Raw genomic sequence first — 19073 nt, forward strand, 5'->3', positions numbered from 1 at the left:
CCGGTTCCTTTCACAGAGCGGCGGTGCTGCCGGCGGACACGGACGGCCGCCAGCGCAGCAGCCGGTTCTCCAGGTGCCCGATGCCCCATTCGGCGAGGAGGGCGACGACGGTGATGATGATCATCGCGGCGTAGATGCCGGCGGAGTCGAACGTGCCCTGCGCGTTGGCGATCAGGAAACCGATGCCGGCCTTGGACCCGGCGTACTCGCCGACCACGGCGCCGATCAGGGCGAACCCGAACGCGGTGTGCAGCGAGGACAAGATCCACGACGTCGCGCTCGGCAGCACGATCGACCGCAGCACCTGCAACCGCCCGGCACCGAGGATCCGCGCGTTGTCGATCAGGTTGCGGTCCACCTCGCGGGCGCCGGTGAAGGCGTTGAAGAACACCGCGAAGAACACCAGCACGACGACGGTGGCAACCTTCGAGGCCAGGCCCAGCCCGAACCAGATCACGAACAGCGAGGCGAGCACGATCCGCGGCACCGCGTTGGCCGCCTTGATGAACGGGGCCAGCACGTCGGCGAGGTACTGGCTGCGGCCGAGGATCACGCCGAGCACGACACCGGCGACCGCGCCGAGCGCGAACCCGAACACCGCCTCCTCCACGGTGACCCACAGCTGGTACCAGATGGACCCGAAGTCGGTGCCGCGGGTGAACCAGCCGGCCAGCCGCTCCCAGATCCGGGAGGGCTTGGAGTAGAAGAACGGGTCGATCCACAGCGTCGCGGCCAGCTCCCAGCTGCCCAGCCACGCGATCACGATCGCCAGGCGCAGCAGCCAGGTGTTGCGGCGGCGGCGGAACACGGCCCGCCGCTGCCGGGCCAGGATCATCTCCTCGGTCTCCGGCTGCACGTGCACCGGCACGGCGGCGGTGTCAAGCGACATCGGCGTTCCCTCCCCGGGCCTTGGCGACCTCGACGCGCAGCGACTCCCACACCTCGCGGTAGATCCGCAGGAAGTCCTCGGTGATGCGCAGCTCCTCGACCTTGCGCGGGCGCGGCAGATCCACCGTGAACACGTCCTTCACGGTGGCCGGGCTCGTGGTCAGCACCACGACCCGGTCGGCGAGCGCGATGGCCTCCTCGAGGTCGTGGGTCACGAAGACGACGGCCGCCCCGCTGCCCGACCACAGCCGCAGCAGCTCGTCCTGCATGAGCGCGCGGGTCTGCACGTCCAGCGCGGAGAACGGCTCGTCCATCAGCAGGATCCGCGGCCGGGTGACCAGCGTCTGCGCGAGCGCCACGCGCTTGCGCATGCCGCCGGAGAGCTGGTGCGGGTAGTACTTCTCGAACCCGGCGAGCCCGACCCGCCGGACCCAGTCGGCGGCCTGCTCGCGCGCCTCCGCCTTGCCCGCGCCGCGGAACCGCGGGCCCGAGGCGACGTTGTCCAGGACCGAGCGCCACGGCATCACGGCGTCGGTCTGGAACATGTAGCCGACGCCGTCCGGAATGGACCGCACGGGCTCGCCGTCGACGCGGACCTCGCCGGCGGAAGCCGGCTGCAGGCCGGAGACCAGGGACAGCGTGGTGGACTTGCCGCATCCGGTGGGCCCGACGACGGCGACGAACTCGCCCGCCTCGACGCTCAGCGTCAGATCGCGGACGGCGGTGTGCACCGAGCCGCTCCCGCTCGGGAAGCGTTTGGTGGCACCGGCCAGCTCGATCAGTGGTGGGGACATCGGGTGACTCCTTCGTCACTCGGCAGGGGAACCGTGTGACGCACGTTAAGAAGCGGGGACGCCGCTGGTGAAGCTTGTTCGCGTTCTGCGTCCGCAGTGCGCGTTCTTCGCGTTTTGCGCGTTTAGCTCACCCGCTTGACCAGCGCGTATGGTGCTCCGCATGGACAACGGCGTCTTCGCGCGGCTGCGGTTCTCCCGGCAGATCCTGATCTTGCAGATCGCGGTGGTCGCGCTGGTGCTCGTCGTCGGCATGGCCCTGGTGAGCTGGTTGCTGTGGAGCACGCTGCGTGACCAGTACGGTGAGCGCGCCCTCGGCATCGCCCACACGGTGTCGGTCGATCCGGTGGTGGTCGCCGGCGCCGCGGCTCGCCGTCCGGGTGGCGAGCTCGAGGAGCGGGTGCGTGCGGTCACCGCCCGGACCGGTGCGCTGTTCGTCGTCATCACCGACGACCAGGGCATCCGGCTGGCCCATCCCGACCCGGCCCAGATCGGGGAGCGGGTGAGCACCGACCCGTCGGAGGCGCTGGCCGGCAACGACGTGGTCAGCGAGGTCCAGGAGGGCACGCTGGGCGTTTCGGTGCGGAGCAAGACGCCGATCCGGGCGCCCGAGGGCCGGGTGGTCGGCGAGGTCAGCGTGGGCTACCGGATCGGCGCGGCCACCGGTGATCTGATCCGGCTGGTGCTGCTCAGCGCCGCCTTCGCAGCCGGCGCGCTGGCCCTGGGCGCGGGTGCTTCGGCACTGCTGACCCGGCGGCTGCACCGGCTGACGCACGGCCTGGAACCGCGCGAGCTGACGGAACTGCTGTACGAACGGGAAGCCGTGCTGCACGGGATCGGCGAGGGCATGCTCGCGGTCGACGCGAAGGGGCGGGTGTCGGCGCGCAACGCGGAAGCCGAGCGCCTGCTGGGGCGGCCGTTGCCGGTCGGCGCCGAGCTGTCCGCATTGGACCTCTCACCGCGGTTGCGCCGTGCGGTGGCGCAGACCGAATCGGTGGACAACCTGCTCGCCGTCGCGGGCGACCGGGTCCTGGTGGTCAACTCGCGTGCGGTGCACCGCGACGACCGCGACCTCGGCACCGTGCTCACCCTGCGGGACCGGACCGACCTGGACGCCCTGACCAGGGAGCTGGACGCGGTGCGGTCGTTGTCCGACGGGCTGCGCGCGCAGCGGCACGAGTTCCGCAACCGCTTGCACACCCTGTCCGGGCTGCTCCAGCTGGGCCACAACGGCGAAGCCATCGAATACCTGCAGACGCTGACCGAGACGGCGATCGCGCCCGGCGGCCTGGGCGACGCGGTGACCGACCCCTACCTGCGTGCCCTGGTGTCGGCGAAAATCGCGCAGGCGCGGGAGAAGGACGTGGAGCTGCGGCTGTCCGACGATTCCTGGGTGCGCGGCACCGTCACCGACCCGAGCGTGGCCAACACCGTAGTCGGCAACCTGCTCGACAACGCGGTGCACGCCGCCCGCATCGGCCCGCGCCGGCCGGCGACCGTGGAAATCGCCCTGCTGCAACAGGGTGCCGATCTGCACGTGTCCGTCGTGGACAGTGGGGCCGGGGTCGCCGCGACGATCCGGGACACCGTCTTCGACGAGGGCGTCTCGACGAAGCTGACCCCGGGGCACGGGCTCGGCCTGGCGCTGGCCCGCCAGGCCGCGCGGGCCCGCGGGGGCGACGTCTGGCTCGCCGACCCCGGCGGCGAGCACCGCGGCGCGCTGTTCGTCGCCGCCCTGCCCGGACTGCTCTCGGAGGAGGAACACCCGTGATCCGCACGCTCATCGTCGACGACGACTTCCGGGTCGCCGCCGTGCACGCCGGTTTCGTGGCGGAAGTGCCCGGGTTCGCCGTCGCCGGCACCGCGCACACCGCCGCCGAGGCCAGGGCGCGGGTGCGGGAGCTCGCCCCCGACCTGGTGCTGCTCGACGTGTACCTGCCCGACGAGCCGGGCCTGAACCTGCTCGGCGAGCTGCACACGGACACCATCATCCTGTCCGCGGCCACCGACACCCGCACCATCAGCGCGGCGATCCGCGCCGGTGCGCTGAACTACCTGATCAAACCGTTCGCCACCGGGCAGTTCACCGAACGGCTGACCAGCTACGCGCACTACCGGCGGCTCGTGACCGGGGACCGCAACCTGGGCCAGGAAGATGTCGACAAAGCGTTCCGCCTGCTGCACGAACGGGACCGCGCGGCCGCGCCCAAAGGTCAGTCCAGCGCGACCGCGCGTCTGGTGGCCGGGCAGCTGCGCACCGCGGGCCGCGCGCTGTCGGCCGCCGAGGTGGCCGCGGAGCTGGGCGTCGCGCGGGCCACCGCGCAGCGGTACCTGACCGCGCTGGCCCAGGCGGGCTCGGTCGAGATGCGCCTGCGGTATGGCGCGACCGGCCGCCCCGAGCACGAGTACCGGTGGCGCCCGGGGCCCGGCGCGCCGCACTGACCGGGCCCCGGCGCGGCTCACACCGCGCGGCTGGACCGGGGACCGTCCAGTCCCCAGGAGATGATCCGGGCCGGGGTGATGCGGATGACCTCTCGGGAGAAGTACGGCAGCGGCGGCTCCTGGTCGGTCAGCGCCACCGCGGTGCCGCGGACCTCGACGCCCCGCGGCACCCAGGGGTCGACCGTGGCCAGGTCGTCCACCACGAACGACACCGTGCTGCCCCGCTGGACGTTGCGGAACTTCTTCGACGCGCCCAGTGCGTGCCCGCCGATGACGATCGTGCCGCCGTCGACGAAGAAGTTGGTGGGGTTGTTCTGCACCTGCCCATCCGGGGCGACGGTGGCGAGCCGGCCGAGGGGCTGCGCGGTCAGGTAATCCAGTTCTGCTTGGGTGAACACGGGCGCGATCATGCCGCTTGACGTGGACGTCAAGGCAAGCGCGGTTCACCGGTCCCGGATCGCGGCGAGCACGGTGCCGAGCAGCCGGTCGAACTCCTCCCGCGATCCGAAGCCCGCCTGGAGCGGGGTGAGCGCGGTCATCACCGGATACGCGGCGGCGTCGATCGGGGGCGCCGCACCGCCGCCGCTGAGCACCGCCAGCAGATAGCCGTTGAGGAACGCGAACAGCGTCAGCGGGGCGTCCGCAACCACCTGGTCGGGCAGGTCCGCCGCGCGCATCGCGGCGACCAGCCGTTCCAGCGCGGCCAGCGCCACCGGCGAGGTCTGCGGGCGGGTGGCCAGCAGCGGGAACACGCGCGGGTGCCGGTAGGCGATCTCCCGATAGGCGTGGGCCGTGTGACGGGCGATCTCCAGCCAGCCCAGGTCCGCCTCCGCCACCGGAGGCATCTCGGCGAGGACCGCTTCGGACATCGCGTCCAGCAGCGCCGCCTTGCCCGGGATGTGGTGGTAGATCGACATCGGATCCACCCCGAGTTCCGACGCGAGCCGCCGCACGCCGAACCGCTCCAGTCCGTCGCGGTCGGCCAGTGCGACGGCGGCGGCGGCGATGCGCTGGCGATCCAGCCCGGCCGCCCTGCCCTGGGTCCGTCCGGCCACACGCGCTCCCCTGCTTGTCAAACCTACGTCGTAGAAAGTAGCGTATGGGCAAACCTACACCGTAGGTTTGACGGAAGGGGAAGCAATGTCTCTACGGGAACAGGCACTGGGCACGCAGCCGGACTGGCTGGCGATGACCGAGGAAGAGCTGATCGCCTACCGCGACGCGGAGAACCAGCGGCGAGCGTCACCCGCCATGCGGGCCATCACGGGCACGCCGCATCCGGACGCCGACATCCAGTGGCAGGAGATCGCCCTGCCCGGCCGCAACCTCCCGGTGCGGGTCCTCCGGCCGGCCAGGACGGCTCCGGGAACCGCCCTGCCGCTCGTGCTCCACGTCCACGGCGGCGGATTCGTGGGCACTGCGGTGCAATGCGACTGGATCACCAGCCACGTGGCCGTCGATCTGCCCGCCGTGGTCGTCTCCGTCGAGCACCGCCTCCTCGCCCCGGACACGCCGCTGCGGGCCGCCGCCGACGACGGCTGGGACGCCCTCGAACACGTGGTGCGGAAGGCCGCGGAGTGGGGGGTCGACCCGGCGCGGGTGGCGGTGTTCGGGGAGAGCTGCGGCGGGCTGATCGGCGCCCTGACCACGCTCCAGGCCCGGGAGGCCGGGCTGCCGCTGCGGGCGCAGGTGCTGGTCAACCCCGTGACCGAGGTGACCGACACGATGCTGGCGCACGCCTCCATCGCCGAACACGCCGACAGCCCGACCCTGACCGTCCCGCAGCTGCAGCTGATCCAGCGGCTCGGGGTGCCGCCGGGCACGGACGCGCGCACCCTGTCCCCGCTGTACGCGGACGACCTGGGCGGGCTGCCCCCGGCGCTGGTGCTGGTGCCGACACAGGACCCGCTGGCCGACCACGCCCGGCGCTACGCCGAGCGCCTGGACGCAGCCGGGACACCGGTGCGGCTCGCCGAGTTCCCCGGGGCCACGCACGGTTTCCTGAGCATGCCCGAGGTGGTCCCCGACGCCGGGCGCGCGCGGGCGGAGATCACCGCCTTCCTCCACGACGCCCTCGGCCAGGACTGATGGAGCCCGGCGTGCCCGACCAGAAGCAGGCCACCTACGGGTTCCTGGGAACCGGCGAGATCACGGCCGCGATCGTGACCGGCCTGTGCAGCGGGCTCGCCGACCCGCCACGGATCGTCCTGTCGCCGCGGGGCCGGGCGGCGAGCCGCGCGCTCGCCGCCCGGTTCCCCACCGTCGACGTGGCCGCCGGCAACCAGGAGGTGCTCGACCGAGCCCCCACCGTCGTGCTCGCGGTGCGCCCACCGGTGACGCGCGAGGTCCTTTCCGGACTGTCGTTCCGGCCGGACCACGTCCTGGTCAGCGCCGTCGCCGGGGTACAACTGGACCGGTTGCGCGAGTGGGCCGCCCCGGCCGGCGGCCTCGTGCGGGCCATCCCGCTGCCGCAGGCGGCGAGTGCCCGGAGCCGCACGGTGGTGTTCCCGGACCACCCCGCCGCTCGCGCGCTGTTCGACCGGGTCGGCGGTGTCCTCGTGCCCGGCGAGGAGAAGGCGTTCGACGCGTTCAGCGCCGTGACGGCCACCTTCGCCGCCCACCTGGACTACCTGGCCACCATCGCCGGCTGGCTGGCCGCCCAGGGCGTGGACCGCCGGACGGCCACCGGCTACACCACGCACATCTTCGGCCGCCTGGGTGAATCGCTGTCGCAGCACAGCGACTCGCTCGACACGCTGATACGCAGCCACGCCACCCCGGGCGGCAACAACGAGCAGTTCCGGGCCGACCTCCGCCGCGACGGCGTCCCCGCGGCTGTGCGCCGCGCCCTGGACCACATCCTGGACCGGCTGCGCGGATAGTCGCCGACGGTCGCACCGCCGCCGTCCCGCCGGACCGCACCGGCCTCCTGCGGACCGTCGGAGCGCGGGGCTGATCCGGGCCTGCCGCGGCACGAGAACCGGTCAGCCGGGCCCCTCGCACAGGGCGCGGACGGTGTCCAGCTCGCCGCGCACCACCGCCCGCTGTGCGGCGATCGCCTCGTCCGGCGCGTCGGGCGGGAAGAACATCGTGAACTGGTACTCGGCGCCGTCGCCCTGCGGCAGCACCCGGGTGAACACGCCCTGGCTGTGGTCGTGGGCGGCGAGCAGGTCGACGACGCCGTGCTCGCGCGAGGCGCGGACGGTGATCCGCGCCTCGTTCTCGCCGTTGACGATCACCCAGTCGTCGCCGTCGCGCCGGACGGACCGGCCCACACCCGGTGCCCACCGGGGCAGCTGACGCGGGTCGGAGACGAGATCGAACACGGTGCCGGGCGAGGCGGCAATGGAGATCGTTTCGGACAGGACCTTATTCGTACGCATCTGCGTATCGTACGCTCATGCTTATCGTCTTGTCACTCTACGATCGTCGTGTGGCGGACGAGGACCTGGGCGCGCTGTTCGGGCGCGTGGTGCGGCGGTTGATGCACGCCGAGCAGCCGGTGCTGCGTGAGCACGGCGTGTCGATGTGGGCCTACGCGGCGCTGTCCAGCCTCGCCGAGCGTCCGGCCACCTCGCAGGTGGCGCTGGCCAAGGCCATCGGCTACGACAAGACCCGGCTGATCGCGCTGCTCGACGAGCTCGCCCGGGAGGGCCTGGTCGTGCGCGAACCGGACCCGGCCGACCGGCGGGCCCACGTGGTCCGGCTGACCCCCGCCGGGAAGGCCCGGCACGCCGCGATCCGGGCCGGCATCCACGCGGTGGAGGCCGAACTGCTCGGCCCGCTCAGCGCCGCCGAGCAACGGGCGTTCCGCGCCATGCTGACGCGTCTCGCCTCGTCCTGACCTCAGCGCGGCGGGGCCAGCACCGACTCGATCGTCGCGATCACCACGGCCGGGGCGTCGCCCGGACGCAGGCGCCCGGCGCGGCTCTCCTCGGCGGCGCCGTTGAGGATGTAGTGCACGACGTTCACCAGCCAGTCGGTCGGCAGGTCGGTGCGGAACACGCCCTGCCGCTGCCCGCGGTGGATCAGGTCCTCGACGCGCGCGGCGGATTTCCCGTGCAGCTCCCGGATCCGCGCCGCGGGCAGGAGCTCCTCGGCCGCCTCCAGCAGCCTGGCCGACTCCGCCACCAGCGACCAGGTGGCGGCCAGCAGCCGGGTCATCGCCGCGCGCGCGTCACCGCCGAGCTCGACCGCGGACAGCGCCTCCTCCCCCTCCCGGATCGCGTCGGCCAGCGCGGCCTCGACCAGTGCGGCGCGGTTGGGGAAGTGCCCGTACAGCGTCATCCGGCCGACCCCGGCCGCCGTCACGATCTCGTCGATGCTCGCGCCCGGATCACGGCCCAGGACCTCCCGGGCGGCGGAGACGATCCGGGCGATGCTGCGTTCGGCGTCGGCGCGCCGACGCGGTCGTGCGGGAGTGGCCACCTCCCCAGTTTATCTCGTACGGGAATGTACGGGTTAGACTTCCGGTTGTAAATCGTACTTCGTCGTACGAGTTAACCGGAGAGAAGCGATGTCGGACACCTACGCACAGCCCGCCGCACACCCCCTGCGGTGGCGCATCCTCGGATTCCTGGGCGTCGCCCAGCTGATGCTGATCCTCGACGTCACCGTCGTGGCGATCGCGTTGCCGCACATGGAAACGGACCTGGGCCTGAGCCGGGCCACGATGACCTGGGTGGTCAGCGCGTACACCCTGACCTTCGGCGGCCTGATGCTGCTCGGCGGGCGGCTGGCCGATCTCCTCGGCGCGAAACGGATCGCCCTCACCGGCCTGCTGGTCTTCACGGCCGCCTCGCTGGTGACCGGCCTCGCCGGATCGTCCGGCGTGCTGCTGGGCGGCCGGATCGCGCAAGGGGTCGGCGCGGCACTGCTGTCCCCCTCGGCGTTGTCGCTGGTGGTGGGCCTGTTCGACGGGGAAGAACGGAACAAGGCGCTCGGCGTGTGGTCGGCGCTGGGCGGCGGGGGCGCGGCGCTCGGCGTCCTGCTGGGCGGGCTGATCACCGCCGGCCCCGGATGGCCCTGGGTGTTCTGGATCAACGTGCCGATCGGGCTCGTCATCGCCGTCACCCTCGCGCGGCTGCTGCCGCGCGCCGTGGCGGCGGCGCCGGGCGGCCGCCTGGATGCGCTGGGTGCGCTGCTCGTCACCGCGTCGTCCGGGTCGCTGGTGTACGCGTTGATCCACGCCGGCGACCAGGGGTGGCTGACCGCCACCACCGGGTGGCTGGTGCTCGCGGCCGCCGTCGGCTACCTGGCCTTCGTCGCCTGGCAGCGCACCACCCGGGCACCGCTGATGGACGTCCGGCTGCTGGCCCGCCGCCCGGTGGCGACCGGCACGTTCCTCATCCTCATGGCCACGGCCCTGACCGTGGCGGTGTTCTTCCTGGGCACGTTCTACTTCCAGCACGAGCGCCACTACGGCGCGCTGCCGACCGGGCTGCTGTTCCTGCCGGTCGCGCTGCTGACCATGGCGGGAGCCAACCTCACCGGCAAGGCCCTCGGCCGGTTCGGCGCGCGTCCGCTCGCGGTGACCGGGCTGCTGATCGCCGCGGCCGGCCTGATCCTGCCCGCACTGGCGATGCACCCGGCGGTCGTGGCGATCAGCCTCGCCGTCACGGGCGCCGGGACGGGCGTGCTGTTCGTCGTCGCCTCGGCCACCGCGCTCGGGCAGGTCGCGCCGCACGAGGCCGGCATCGCCTCCGGCATCGTGAGCACGTTCCACGAGTTCGGCGCGTCCCTGGGCGCCGCGGTGGTGTCCAGCGTGGCCGCAGCCAGCCTCGTCGCCCAGACCCTGAGCGGGTTCCGCGGCGGGTTCCTGGTGTTCGCCGTGATCGCGGTGGCGGCCGCGATCGTCGCGGCGGTGCTCGCCCCGCGCCGGGCCGCGGCCGCGAGCTGAGCCGGCCGCCCACGGACGAGCCGGCCGGTCCGGTGGTGAATCCGCGCACCGGCCCGGCCGGCGTCCCGGCGTCCCCCTCCCCCGCCGTTGCCGGTCGGTGCCCGCCGGGCCGCTTAGAGTGCGTGCGTGGATGACAAGCTCTACTCGGTGGACCAGATCGCCGAGATGCTCGGCCTGCACGTCCGTACCGTGCGCGGATACGTGCGGGAAGGGCGGCTGAAAGCGGTGCGGATCGGCAAGCAGTACCGCATCGCCCGTGACGACCTGGAGGAGTTCACCGGCCGCTCCCCCATGTCGCCGGCCGCCGAGCCGGTGGGGCGGCATTGCCGTGTCGACGTGTCGAGCATCGTGGAGATCGACGCGATCAGCGCGGAGCGGGCCGGCCGGGTGACCACGATGCTGATGAGCGCTGCCGCCGCGCGCGGCGCGGGTGCCCGGCAGCTGCACATCGAGACGGCCTACGACGAGGAGCGGGCGCGCCTGAAGATCGTGGTGCTGGGCAGGCTGGACGACAGCATCGCGGTCCTGCGCCACGTCGACGCGGTGCTCTCCTGACCGACCGTGCGCGGAGACCACTGTGGAGAGTCGCACTGTGGAGACTCGTACGGCGGCGCGGCGGGAATTGATCGCGACCGCCCGCCGCGGGTAAGTTCCAGCACCACCATGACACCACACGACACCGCCCACAGCGGCTTCGAGACGGTCGTCGACGCACTGGACTACCCGATGTTCGTCGTGACCACGACCGACGGGACCCGCCGCGCGGGCTGCCTGATCGGGTTCGCCGCGCAGTGCAGCATCTCCCCACCGCGCTTCATGGTGTGGCTGTCGAAGCGGAACCACACCTTCCAGGTCGCCACCGGCGCGTCCACGGTCGCCGTGCACCGCCTCGATGCCTCGGCCACCGGGCTCGCGGAGCTGTTCGGCAGCCACACCGGGTTCGACACGGACAAGTTCACCCGGTGCCGCTGGCGGCCCGGGCCGGGCGGCGTGCCCCTGCTCGAGGACTGCCCCGGCTGGTTCGCCGGGGAGATCCTGTCCCGGCACGACACCGGCGACCACCTGGGCCTGCTGCTGCGCCCGATCGCCGCCACGACCGCCACCGAGCTGGGCCCGCAGCTCGGTTTCCGGGCCGTCCGCGACCTGCCCCCGGGCAACGAGCCGTAGCCGGGCCCGGACACCTCACGCGGCGGGGGTGATCACAGGTCTCGGCGATCGGCGGGCGGCCGTGTTAGCCTGTCGCCGTGCAGCGCCGTCCGATGTCCTCGCGACTCGTAACCCGGCGCGCCGGCTGAACCCAGGTCGCCGGCGCGCAGTGCCGACGATCGCGTTCGCTCTTCGGGACCTGGCCCGGATCCATCCGCTGTCGCGCTTTTCGTGGAGATCCGACATGTCCATCAGCTTCGCCACTCCCGCCCCGCGTTCGTCCCTGCTCGTCCGGCGCCGCATCGCCACCTACTTCACCGGCGGCGTCGAGCAGGTTCCCGCCCTGGTCGGCGCCCTGTCGCAACAGGGCCGCACGGTGCACGAGCTCTCGGTCGACATCCGCGACGGTGTCCGGGAGAGCAGCATGGTCTGCGCCGTCCTGCTGCGGGGCGAGGAGATCGACCTGCTGCTGTCCCGGTTGCGTGAGCTGCCCGCGGTCGTTTCGGCCGAACTGGCGTGACCGTCCGCTGCTAGGATCGTGGCGACCGAGAACCGTGAACGGGGAGTTCCGACGTGGTGAGTGACGACGACATCTCCGGGTGAGCCCCGGAGGTAGCCCGGCCGTCGGCGGCAGTGCCGTCGCGGTCTTGTCGTCGTCCCCGTTCCACCACACCCTTCCGAGGTCGTTCTCATGTCTTCCGACGCTCGCGTCGTCGTGTCCGCGCTGTCCTTCTCCTGGCCGGACGGCACGCCGGTCTTCGACCAGCTCTCCCTCACCGTCCCGGACGGCCGCACCGGCCTGGTCGCCCCGAACGGCGCCGGGAAATCCACCCTGCTCCGGCTGATCGCCGGCGAGCTCGAACCGGCCGCGGGCAGCGTGTCCGTGGACGGGCTGCTCGGCTACCTGCCCCAGGACCTGCCGCTGACCGGTGACCTCACCGTGTCCGAGGTCCTCGGCATCGACCCGGTCCTGCGGGCCCTGGCCGCTGTCGAAGCCGGGGACGCGGACGAGCGGCACTTCACCACGATCGGCACCGACTGGGACATCGAGGAGCGCACGCACGCCCAGCTCGACCGGCTGGGCCTCGGCGACGTCGCGCTGGACCGGCGACTGGACACCCTCAGCGGCGGCCAGGTCGTGTCCCTCGGGCTCGCCGCCCAGTTGCTCGCCCGGCCCGACGTGCTGCTGCTCGACGAACCCACCAACAACCTCGACCTCGACGCGCGCCGCCGCCTGCACGCCGTCCTCGACGACTGGAGCGGATGCCTGCTGGTGGTCAGCCACGACCGCACCCTGCTGGACGGGATGGACCGCATCGCCGAGCTCGGCTCCGGCGAGGTCCGGTTCTACGGCGGCACCTTCACCGACTACGAGCACGCGGTCCAGGCCGAGCGCGAGGTGGCGGAGAAGAACATCCGCACCGCCGAGGCGGAGGTCAAGCGCGAGAAGCGCGACCGGCAGCAGGCCCGCGAACGCGCCGCCCGCCGGGCGGGCACCGCGCAGCGCAACGCCGCGGACGCGGGGCTGCCCAAGATCCTCATGGGCGCGCGGAAGCGCCGGGCGCAGGAGTCCGCGGGCAAGGCCGACGACACCCACGCCGCCCGGGTGAGCGCGGCGAAGGCTAAGCTGGACCAGGCCGAGCGGTCGCTGCGGGACGACGACAAGATCGTCCTGGAGCTCCCGCGGACCGCCGTCCCGGCCGGCCGGACGCTGTTCCTCGGCGAGGGCCTGCGCAAGCGGGACCTGTTCGGGTCCGGTGTGGACCTCGCGGTGCGCGGTCCGGAACGCATCGCGCTGACCGGGCCCAACGGTTCCGGCAAGTCCACGCTGCTGCGGATCGTCACCGGCGACCTCGACCCCGACGAGGGGACGATCAAGCGCGCCGACGGCCGGGTCGCCTACCTGTCCCAGCGCCTGGACCTGCTCGACGACGACCGCACGGTGGCGGAGAACCTGGCCCACCGGGCGCCCGGGATGCTGCCCGCGGACCGGATGAACCTGCTGGCCCGCTTCCTGTTCCGCGGGCAGCGGGCGCACCTGCCGGTCCGCGTCCTCTCCGGCGGTGAACGGCTGCGGGCGACCCTGGCGTGCGTCCTGTTCGCCGAGCCGGCGCCGCAGCTGTTGCTGCTGGACGAGCCGACGAACAACCTGGACCTGGTGAGCACCGCGCAACTGGAAGCAGCGCTGAACGCCTACCAGGGCGCGTTCGTCGTGGTCAGCCACGACGAGCGGTTCCTCGCCGGGATCGGGATCACGCGTCACCTCGGCCTCGACCGCGGGCGCCTGCTGGAGAGCTCGCCGCGGAGCTGAGATCACCGGCCGGCGCGTGGTGTCACATCCGCGCGCCGGCCGGTGTCTGCATGGCAATACCCGGAGGAGGATCCGTGACCGACCCGTTCGTCAGGCACCGCAGCCTGCTGTTCACCGTGGCCTACGAGATGCTCGGCTCGGCCGCCGACGCCGAGGACGTCGTGCAGGAGACCTGGCTGCGCTGGGCCGAGGTGGACCAGGCCCAGGTGACCCATCCGCGTGCCTACCTGGTGCGCGTGGTGACGCGGCAGGCGCTGAACCGGCTGCGGTCGCTGTCCCGGCGGCGCGAGGACTACGTCGGCGAGTGGCTGCCCGAACCGCTGCTCACCACACCCGACGTCGCCGAGGACGTGGAGCTGGCCGAAAACGTCTCGATCGCGATGCTCACCGTGCTGGAGACCCTCGGGCCGGTCGAGCGGGCGGTGTTCGTACTGCACGAAGTGTTCGGCACGCCCTACGCCGAGATCGCCGAGACGCTGGGCAAGAGCCCGGCGGCGGTCCGGCAGATCGGGCACCGCGCCCGCGAGCACGTCGCCGCGCGGCGACCGCGGATGCAGGTCGACCGCAGTGAGCAGCAGGCGGCCGTGGACTCGTTCCTGGCGGCCGTCTCCAGCGGCGACGTGCAGGCGCTGATGGCGGTGCTGGCCCCGGACGTGGTGGTGATCTCCGACGGCGGCGGTATCGCGCCGGCCGCGCGCAAACCGGTCGTCGGCGCCGAGCTGGTGGCCACGTTGCTGGCCCGCGCCGCGGCGCGCACCGGGTTCACCGCGAGCGCCACCTGGGTCAACGGCATGCCGGGGGTGCGGCTCGACGTGGACGGGTCGGCCGCCGCGCTGAGCCTGGTCGTCTCCGAGGGCCGGATCACCCGGATCTACGGGATCAACAACCCGCACAAGCTGGGCCGGCTGGACCGCGTCGCCGAGCTGCGCCGCTGACCCGCCCTACCGGGGTGCGGGGCGGGCGAAGGGGAACGCGAGGCTCTGCCGGATCGAGGCGCCGGTGAGCATCATGACCAGGCGGTCGATCCCGATGCCCAGGCCACCGGTGGGCGGCATGCCGTGTTCGAGGGCGAGCAGGAAGTCCTCGTCGAGTTCCATGGCCTCGATGTCGCCGCTCGCCGCGCGCAGCGACTGCTCCTCCAGGCGGCGGCGCTGCTCCAGCGGGTCGGTCAGCTCGGTGTAGGCGGTGCCGATCTCGGCCCCGAACGCGATCAGGTCCCACCGCTCGGCCAGCCGCGGGTCGAGCCGGTGCGGGCGGGTGAGCGGCGAGGTGTCGGCCGGGTAGTCGACGTAGAACGTCGGCTCCACCGTGGCCGGTTCCACCAGGTGCTCGAACGCCTTGCCGACCAGGTCACCGTGCCCGGCCTCGTCCCCGGCCGGCACGCCGGCGGCGTGGCACCACGCACGCAGCTGCTCCGGCGGCGTGTCCGGGGTGACGGTCTCGCCCAGGGCGGCCGACACCGCGTCGTACACCCGCACCACCGGCCACTCGCCGGAGAGGTCGACCTCACCGACGTCCGGGCGGCACGCCACCGGTTTCCCGTACGCCGCCACGGCGGCTTCCTGGATCAGCGACCGGGCCAGCGCGCGCATGGTCTCGTAGTCGGCGTAGGCCTGGTACGCCTCCAGCATCGTGAACTCGGGGTTGTGCGTGGCGTCCACACCCTCGTTGCGGAAGTTGCGGTTGAGCTCGAACACCCGGTCCACCCCGGCCACGCACAGCCGCTTGAGGTACAGCTCCGGCGCGATCCGCAGGTACATCCGCATGTCGTAGGCGTTGATGTGGGTGACGAACGGGCGGGCGTTGGCCCCGCCGTGCACGGCCTGCAGCATCGGGGTCTCCACCTCGAGGAACCCGTGCGCCTGCAGACCCTCGCGCACCGACCGCACCACCGCGCTGCGCAGGCGCAGCATCTCCGCCGACGCCGGGTTGACGATCAGGTCCAGGTAGCGCTGCCGCACGCGGGTCTCCGCGTCGGCGAGCCCCTTCCGCTTGTCCGGCAACGGATGCAGGCACTTCGCGGTGAGGGTCCAGTCGGAAACCTGCACCGACAGCTCACCGCGCCGCGAGGTCACCACCTCGCCGACGGCGCCGACGTGGTCGCCGAGGTCGACCCCGGTCCGCCACAACGGGTCGTCGCCGAGCATCAGCTGGAGCTGAGCCTCGCCGTCCTGCAGCCGGGCGAAGCAGACCCCGCCGAGGTCCCGGATCGCCATCACCCGGCCGGCCACGCGCACCTTGTGCCCGGTGCGGGTGTCCGGCGGCAGCCCGTCGAACCCGGCGCGGATCTCGCGCAGCGACGTGTCCCGCTCGAACCCGGCCGGGTACGGGTCGATCCCGGCGTGACGCAACCGGTCCAGCTTGGCGACGCGGACCCGCACCTGCTCGGGCCGGCGCACCGGCCGGGCCTGCGGCCGCGCCGCCTCGATCTCCCCGAGCCGGGCCAGGAACTCCTCGTCGACGCCCCCGGCCGAGATCGCCCGGTGCCGGGCGCCACCGGGCAGGAACCCCTCCAGCGCGCCGGCGACCAGCCCGATGCGGCCCAGCCCGCGCGCGGCGCGGTAGCACAGGAACCGCGGTTCCCAGTCCGGCCCGTACTTGGCGTTGGACCGGTAGAGCGACTCGAGCTGGAAGAACCGGGACGCCAGGCCGAGCACCGCGCGCCAGGCGCGCAGCACCGGGCCGGCGCCGATCCGCTCACCGGCCGCGAACACGGCGCGGAACATGGCGAAGTTCAGCGACACGCGCTGCACGCCCAGCTGCGCCGCGGCGAGCACGAGCTGCACGATCATGTACTCGTTGAGCCCGTTGTCGGCCGTGCGGTCGCGCCGCATCAGGTCCAGCGACAGGCCACGCCGACCCCACGGCACGAACGACAACAGCCCGCGCAGCCGCCCTTGCGCGTCGAACGCCTCGACCATCACGCACCGGCCGTCCGCGGGGTCGCCCAGCCGGGACAGCGCCATCGAGAACCCGCGCTCGGTACCGGCGTCGCGCCACCGCTGCGCGTGCGCCAGCAGCTCGTCCATTTCGGACTTCGGGATGTCGGCGTGCCGGCGGATCCGCGCGGTGTACCCGGCGCGTTCGATGCGCCGCGCCGCCTGCCGGACCGACCGGCGGTGCGGCCCGGACAGGCTGAAGTCGCGGATGTCCAGGATGGCCTCGTCGCCGAGTTCGAGGGCCTTCATACCGGCGCGCACGTAGGCACGGGCGCCGCGTTCGCTGGCACCCAGCACGCCGGTGGCCCAGCCGTAGGTGTGCGCCTCGGCCAGCCACGCCTGGATCGCCTGCCCCCAGGCGGCCGGGTCGCCGATCGGGTCGGCACTGGCGATGCTCGCGCCGCCCAGCACGCGGTAGGTCACCGCGGCCCGGCCACCGGGCGCGAAGACCACCGACTTGTCCCGCCGGGTCGCGAAGTAGCCCAGCGAGTCGTCGTCGCCGTGCTCGGCCAGCAGCGCGCGCAGCCGCAGCTCGTCGGCATCGGTGCGGCGCTGCTGCACGCGCACACCGCGGAAGAACACCCACAGGGTGGCGACCGCGGAGCAGGTGGCACCGAGGTCGAGCAGCGCGTCGATCCACGCCGGACCTTCGCGCACGCCCAGCCGCCGCAGCTGGAGCAGCTCACCGGTGGAGTGGTTGACCGACCACAGGAACGCGTCGCCGAGGCCGGAGAGCGTGCCGGGGAACACCTCGAGCAGGCACCACCCGAGCAGGATCGTCGCCCCGAACCCGGCCACACCCACGACGAGCGCGTGCTTCCAGGCACCGGGCGCCAGGCGGGCGGGGAACGCCGGGCGCAGTGCCAGCAGCAGCACGATCAGGGCGACCGCGACGACCTCCGCGCCGGTCAGCGCCCACAACGTGGCCGGCAGGTGCTCGGGCCCGCGGCGGGGCAGGGTCAGCACCCGCGGGGCCCACAGCAGGACCATCTGGAAGGCCAGGTCCATCAGCAGCCCGGCGGCCTGGAACAGGATGAGCGTGTTCAGGGCGGCGCGCTTGCGCCGCCGCAGGGCCGCGCCGAGCACGGCCAGGACCAGCGCGATGAGGATGTTCGAGTCGACGGGGAGGTTCAGCAGCGAGAACAACCCCACGGTCCAGCGGTAGAAGTCGTGGTGCGAGCTGCCGCCGAGCAGCAGCACCACCGAGGCCAGCGCGCCGAGCTGGACGACGGTGGCGAGCACGCCGGCCGCCTTGCCGCGCCAGCGCGACACGGGTGGCCGGGTACCGGTGGCCGGCTCAGAGGCTCGTGTCGGTGCCATGAAGCGCTCCGGGTGATCCGGTGTCGGGCAGGGGCCACGCCGGGATGGTTCCGGCGTTCTGCCCAGGGACGTCCGGGCCGGCCACCGGGTTGCCCAGCTGGCTCCCCAGCCAGTTCAGCACGTCCGGCAGCTCGGCGCGCACCGTGGCCAGGTTGTGCCCGGCGGCGGGCAGGACCCGAGTGGTCAGTTCCGCCGGTGGTGCGGCCGCGGCGCGGAGGCGGTCCAGCGCGGCGCACTCGTCGCCGGCGGAGGCGTCGGCGATGGCCAGCAGCCGCAGCGGCGCGGGGTGGTCGCGCAGGATCGCGGACACGTCGTTGGCGCGGCGCAGGTCCTCCCGGCCGCGGAAGAGATCGCCGGTCTGCACGTCGTGCGGGGTCACGTCGTAGCCGTTCATGCTGACCGCGGTGCCGTACCACTGCGGGTGGCGGGCGGCGAGGTCGAGCGCGCAGTACCCGCCGGAGGACCACCCGGCCGCGGACCAGCCCTGCCGGTCCACGCGCACGCGCAGGTGGTCGCGCGCCCATCCGCGCAGGTCGGCGGACAGGAAGGTGTCGTCGTCCGGGCCGCCCGCGGCGTCCACGCACTCCGAATCGTGCGTCAGCCGGGGTTCCCCGTTGGGGTCGGGCACGATCACCACGACCGGGGGCAGCCGGTGGCCGGCGATCGCGGCGTCCAGCTGCTCGGGCAGGCCGTAGAGCGTCGCAACCTGACGCGGCTCGCCGGGGAAGTGCGGGATCCACTCCACCACGGGGAACCGGAATCCGGCCCACTCCGGCTGCGTGTAGGCCGCGGGCAGGTAGACGTCGACGTCGCGGGTCATCCCGGTGCGCTTGCCGGTGACGGTGAGGTGCACCAGCGAGCCGCGCCCCCCGCCCGCCCGGTCGCTGGCCGTGGTCATGGCGCGCCCGAGGTCGCGGCCGTCCGGCCCGCCCTCGGCGACCGTGCCCTCGGCCGGATCGGGCGAGGTGCCCAGCAGGGACCCGAGCGTCGGGTAGAAGCTGCCGGCGGAGTTCACCGCCGATCCGCAGGCGAGCACCACGGCGACCACCGCCGCGACCGTCGTCACGACGCGGCCGGTGACGCGGCGACGGCGCCACCGGTCCCAGGCCCACGGCACGACGGCGACACAAACGAGCGCGACGACGGCCGCCCCTACCACGAACGGGGGCGTGTCGATACGGATGGCGGAGGCGTGCACGCCGTCAATCTAGCCGTGATCGAGAACCCGGTCCGGCGGCCCTATCAGCCAGGACATCGTTCAGCGTCCGCTCAGGAACCGGCGCTAGGCTCGCCGCGGGCGCGGTGTACCCCGCGCCGTTCCGGCATGCCGTTCTCAG

Annotated in this window: 19 protein-coding genes; 11 read left to right on the forward strand and 8 right to left on the reverse strand. The window is 73.1% G+C overall.

Translation table 11 applies throughout. The annotated features are described in order from the left end of the window. Positions 1-10: 10 nt before the first annotated feature. Together FHX46_RS19165 and FHX46_RS19170 are read right to left on the reverse strand one after the other, a co-directional pair. Positions 11-889, reverse strand: a complete 879-nt coding sequence (locus FHX46_RS19165) for an ABC transporter permease (protein WP_167116863.1) — start codon at positions 887-889, stop codon at positions 11-13. Then, positions 879-1682 carry an ABC transporter ATP-binding protein gene (locus tag FHX46_RS19170; RefSeq protein ID WP_167116866.1) on the reverse strand — a complete coding sequence of 268 codons (804 nt, stop codon included), beginning with the start codon at positions 1680-1682 and terminating at the stop codon, positions 879-881. Before FHX46_RS19170 ends, FHX46_RS19165 begins: the two co-directional genes overlap by 11 nt. Positions 1683-1842: 160 nt before the next feature. Here FHX46_RS19170 and FHX46_RS19175 point away from each other — a divergent pair, with 160 nt between their 5' ends. Together FHX46_RS19175 and FHX46_RS19180 are read left to right on the forward strand one after the other, a co-directional pair. After that, positions 1843-3450, forward strand: coding sequence for a sensor histidine kinase (locus FHX46_RS19175; protein WP_243871310.1), 1608 nt, complete (start codon positions 1843-1845; stop codon positions 3448-3450). Continuing rightward, complete coding sequence (locus FHX46_RS19180; protein WP_167116869.1) at positions 3447-4121, forward strand: response regulator; 675 nt, start codon at positions 3447-3449, stop codon at positions 4119-4121. The genes FHX46_RS19175 and FHX46_RS19180 overlap by 4 nt, the downstream gene beginning before the upstream one ends. Before the next feature lie 17 nt (positions 4122-4138). Here FHX46_RS19180 and FHX46_RS19185 read toward each other — a convergent pair whose 3' ends face one another. Together FHX46_RS19185 and FHX46_RS19190 are read right to left on the reverse strand one after the other, a co-directional pair. Beyond that, complete coding sequence (locus tag FHX46_RS19185; protein ID WP_167116872.1) at positions 4139-4519, reverse strand: PPOX class F420-dependent oxidoreductase; 381 nt, start codon at positions 4517-4519, stop codon at positions 4139-4141. Between the two features lie 45 nt (positions 4520-4564). Next, entirely contained in the window at positions 4565-5176 is a 612-nt protein-coding gene (locus tag FHX46_RS19190) for a TetR/AcrR family transcriptional regulator (protein WP_167116875.1), read from the reverse strand. 85 nt (positions 5177-5261) lie between these two features. Between FHX46_RS19190 and FHX46_RS19195 the strand changes: the two genes are divergently transcribed. Both FHX46_RS19195 and FHX46_RS19200 read left to right on the forward strand, forming a co-directional pair. Then, entirely contained in the window at positions 5262-6209 is a 948-nt protein-coding gene (locus tag FHX46_RS19195; protein WP_167116878.1) for an alpha/beta hydrolase, read from the forward strand. An 11-nt stretch (positions 6210-6220) separates the two neighbouring features. Further along, positions 6221-7003 (forward strand): NAD(P)-binding domain-containing protein, encoded by a 783-nt coding sequence (locus FHX46_RS19200; RefSeq protein WP_313886188.1) that lies wholly within the window; start codon positions 6221-6223, stop codon positions 7001-7003. Between the two features lie 102 nt (positions 7004-7105). Here the strand turns inward: FHX46_RS19200 and FHX46_RS19205 are convergent, their stop codons facing one another. Next, positions 7106-7504 (reverse strand): SRPBCC family protein, encoded by a 399-nt coding sequence (locus FHX46_RS19205; protein WP_167116884.1) that lies wholly within the window; start codon positions 7502-7504, stop codon positions 7106-7108. Positions 7505-7554: 50 nt separating this feature from the next. On the opposite strand from FHX46_RS19205, the gene FHX46_RS19210 reads away from it, so the two are divergent. After that, the gene (locus tag FHX46_RS19210; RefSeq protein ID WP_313886189.1) at positions 7555-7965 is read left to right on the forward strand and encodes a MarR family winged helix-turn-helix transcriptional regulator; all 411 of its coding nucleotides are present in this window, start codon (positions 7555-7557) and stop codon (positions 7963-7965) included. Between the two features lie 2 nt (positions 7966-7967). Here the strand turns inward: FHX46_RS19210 and FHX46_RS19215 are convergent, their stop codons facing one another. After that, a complete protein-coding gene (locus tag FHX46_RS19215; RefSeq protein WP_167116889.1) occupies positions 7968-8549 on the reverse strand; it encodes a TetR/AcrR family transcriptional regulator in 582 nt (193 codons plus the stop codon). Between the two features lie 88 nt (positions 8550-8637). On the opposite strand from FHX46_RS19215, the gene FHX46_RS19220 reads away from it, so the two are divergent. The 6 genes from FHX46_RS19220 (at position 8638) to FHX46_RS19245 (ending at position 14412) form a co-directional block, all read left to right on the forward strand. Further along, entirely contained in the window at positions 8638-10020 is a 1383-nt protein-coding gene (locus FHX46_RS19220; protein WP_167116892.1) for an MFS transporter, read from the forward strand. Positions 10021-10146: 126 nt separating this feature from the next. After that, positions 10147-10575, forward strand: a complete 429-nt coding sequence (locus FHX46_RS19225) for a helix-turn-helix domain-containing protein (protein ID WP_167116895.1) — start codon at positions 10147-10149, stop codon at positions 10573-10575. A gap of 108 nt (positions 10576-10683) precedes the next feature. Further along, positions 10684-11187 carry a flavin reductase family protein gene (locus tag FHX46_RS19230; RefSeq protein WP_167116898.1) on the forward strand — a complete coding sequence of 168 codons (504 nt, stop codon included), beginning with the start codon at positions 10684-10686 and terminating at the stop codon, positions 11185-11187. A 223-nt stretch (positions 11188-11410) separates the two neighbouring features. Further along, complete coding sequence (locus tag FHX46_RS19235) at positions 11411-11686, forward strand: hypothetical protein (RefSeq protein ID WP_167116901.1); 276 nt, start codon at positions 11411-11413, stop codon at positions 11684-11686. 171 nt (positions 11687-11857) lie between these two features. Further along, on the forward strand, positions 11858-13477 hold the full coding sequence (locus FHX46_RS19240) for an ABC-F family ATP-binding cassette domain-containing protein (protein ID WP_167116904.1): 1620 nt from the start codon (positions 11858-11860) through the stop codon (positions 13475-13477). A 74-nt stretch (positions 13478-13551) separates the two neighbouring features. Further along, positions 13552-14412 carry an RNA polymerase sigma-70 factor gene (locus FHX46_RS19245; protein WP_167116907.1) on the forward strand — a complete coding sequence of 287 codons (861 nt, stop codon included), beginning with the start codon at positions 13552-13554 and terminating at the stop codon, positions 14410-14412. A 6-nt stretch (positions 14413-14418) separates the two neighbouring features. Here FHX46_RS19245 and lysX read toward each other — a convergent pair whose 3' ends face one another. Continuing rightward, positions 14419-17736, reverse strand: coding sequence for a bifunctional lysylphosphatidylglycerol synthetase/lysine--tRNA ligase LysX (gene lysX, locus FHX46_RS19250; RefSeq protein WP_167116910.1), 3318 nt, complete (start codon positions 17734-17736; stop codon positions 14419-14421). After that, positions 17714-18934 (reverse strand): alpha/beta hydrolase, encoded by a 1221-nt coding sequence (locus FHX46_RS19255; protein WP_167116914.1) that lies wholly within the window; start codon positions 18932-18934, stop codon positions 17714-17716. Before FHX46_RS19255 ends, lysX begins: the two co-directional genes overlap by 23 nt. Between the last annotated feature and the right edge of the window lie 139 nt (positions 18935-19073).

The organism is Amycolatopsis viridis (genome assembly GCF_011758765.1).
GTDB lineage: Bacteria > Actinomycetota > Actinomycetes > Mycobacteriales > Pseudonocardiaceae > Amycolatopsis_E > Amycolatopsis_E viridis.

Coding starts and splice junctions, on each gene's coding strand:
- FHX46_RS19165 (WP_167116863.1), bottom strand. CDS start 889: ATGTCGCTTGACACCGCCGCCGTGCCGGTGCACGTGCAGCCGGAGACC.
- FHX46_RS19170 (WP_167116866.1), bottom strand. CDS start 1,682: ATGTCCCCACCACTGATCGAGCTGGCCGGTGCCACCAAACGCTTCCCG.
- FHX46_RS19175 (WP_243871310.1), top strand. CDS start 1,843: ATGGACAACGGCGTCTTCGCGCGGCTGCGGTTCTCCCGGCAGATCCTG.
- FHX46_RS19195 (WP_167116878.1), top strand. CDS start 5,262: ATGTCTCTACGGGAACAGGCACTGGGCACGCAGCCGGACTGGCTGGCG.
- FHX46_RS19205 (WP_167116884.1), bottom strand. CDS start 7,504: ATGCGTACGAATAAGGTCCTGTCCGAAACGATCTCCATTGCCGCCTCG.
- FHX46_RS19220 (WP_167116892.1), top strand. CDS start 8,638: ATGTCGGACACCTACGCACAGCCCGCCGCACACCCCCTGCGGTGGCGC.
- FHX46_RS19230 (WP_167116898.1), top strand. CDS start 10,684: ATGACACCACACGACACCGCCCACAGCGGCTTCGAGACGGTCGTCGAC.
- FHX46_RS19235 (WP_167116901.1), top strand. CDS start 11,411: ATGTCCATCAGCTTCGCCACTCCCGCCCCGCGTTCGTCCCTGCTCGTC.
- FHX46_RS19240 (WP_167116904.1), top strand. CDS start 11,858: ATGTCTTCCGACGCTCGCGTCGTCGTGTCCGCGCTGTCCTTCTCCTGG.
- lysX (WP_167116910.1), bottom strand. CDS start 17,736: ATGGCACCGACACGAGCCTCTGAGCCGGCCACCGGTACCCGGCCACCC.